2 protein-coding genes are annotated in these 1,649 nt (G+C 71.3%); both read left to right on the top strand.

What is annotated here, in order from left to right; genetic code table 11:
- Nucleotides 1–494: 494 nt before the first annotated feature.
- The gene (locus WBA11_RS02065) at nt 495–815 is read left to right on the top strand and encodes a hypothetical protein (protein WP_424519067.1); all 321 of its coding nucleotides are present in this window, start codon (nt 495–497) and stop codon (nt 813–815) included.
- The coding region (locus WBA11_RS02060; RefSeq protein ID WP_424519066.1) for a phage/plasmid replication protein, II/X family at nt 815–1,649 on the top strand (835 nt) is incomplete at its 3' end. The genes WBA11_RS02065 and WBA11_RS02060, both read left to right, overlap by 1 nt.

The following is a 1,649-nucleotide window of genomic DNA, read 5'->3' as shown; positions in this document are numbered from 1 at the left end:
ATGAGCCCTCGCCCGAAGGCCGAGATCGTCGCCGAGCGCACCGCCGAGCGCACCGCCGCCGGCCTCGTCCGCACGGTCGTCTGGATCCATCCTCGGGACCGTGAGCGGCTCGGGAAGTACGTCCGCGAGCGCCTCGGGGGGGAGTACACCCCGAAGCCCCGCCGGCGTCGCTCCTGAGCCCGCCTGAGCCCGCCTGAGCCCGCCTGAGTTCGCCTGAGCTCGCCTGAGCTCGCCTGAGCTCGCCTGAGCCCCGATCCGGCCCGCACTCGGTGTCCGGCCCCGCTGATCAACCTGAGCGCCAGCGAACGCCGCTCCGAGCCCTGACGGGATGCCCGCAGGGCATGGGGACCGGAGGCCCTCGGCCGACAGCCCAGCCGGGCATGTGCGCTCATGTAGTACCGCACATCAGTGCCACGGTGGCACTCCACGCGCACCCTGCTCCGGCCCGCTTTCACGTAGTCTCCGACGCACCGCTGCGTCCCGGAGACATCACTGTGATCGAGATTCCTGACGACATCGTCCGCCGCGCCAAGGCGTTCGACGGCGCGGGCGACCAGCTCGAAGCCGCGCTCGGGGCTTACGTGATCGCGAAGCTCTACGGCTGGCGCTCGATCGCCATGCTGCACACCCCGGCCACGCGGCGCCGCATCGACGAGATCCTCGGCGTCCGGCTCGCTGACGTCGCGCCTGAGTACACCGACCTGTCCCAGCGCGTCGGAGGGGTGCGCATCGCGAAGAAGATCGGCGCGTTCTGGAAGGTCGCCAACTCCGCGAAGTACCCCAACCGTCGCACCCTCGGAAAGCCCCTTCCCTGATGCTGGACACGCTCAAGGTCGTGCTCCCGCTGGACCACGAGCGCCAGATCCACGGGGGATTCGTCGGGGCGACGGACGCCGGCGGTGAGCTCGAATGGTCGCGGGCCCGCCGGCTGGAGCTCGACGGCAGTCACGACGCGCGGCTCGTCGTGCTCTCCGATCCGACCATCCCGTCCGAGATGTCCGACGCCCCGCCCGTACCCGGCAAGCTCATCGTGGAGGGCTCGTTCGCCAAGTTCATGCAGGGGCACAACGTGTTCGGCCCCGAGGACCTGGTGCCGCTCGTCGCCGCCGTCGCTGAGCGCCTGGCCGACGACCTGCTCCGGCGCTACTCCTGGCTCCGCATCGACCCTGGCGACGTCGCCGCCTGGCACGCCGGCGCGTTCGAGGTGTACCGCACCGACTGCACCGCATCGGTCGCGCTGCGCTCCTCGCGCGAGGCCGAGGAGTGGGTCCGCGGGCTGCACTCCACTTCGAGCCTCCGCGGCCGGCCGCGCCATGACCGGAACCTCGTGGGCTACACCGCCTACTGGGGTCAGCACTCGCGTCGCTGGACGCTCAAGGTGTACCCGAAGGGGCGGGAATTGCAGGCCGCCGGCCACAAGCTGCCCGTGGAGCTCCTGTGCGGCGAACATGGCCCCGCGCTGCTCGAGCACGCTGCTCCGCTCGCGCGGCTCGAGCTCACGCTGCGCCGGACCGAGCTCGTCCGGCTGGGGCTCGGACGGGGTTCCGACTGGCGACCGGAGACCTGCGCGACACTTCACGCCGACCACTTCGGACGCCTGAGCATGCCCGAGCACGTCAGCCTCTCCAGCGCCGCCGAGGACGCTCTGC

The sequence above is a fragment of the Rubrivirga sp. genome (assembly GCF_049648075.1).
Lineage (GTDB): Bacteria > Bacteroidota > Rhodothermia > Rhodothermales > Rubricoccaceae > Rubrivirga.
The sequence above is the reverse complement of the archived record's forward strand: the minus strand, read 5'-3'. Positions and strand labels throughout refer to the sequence as shown.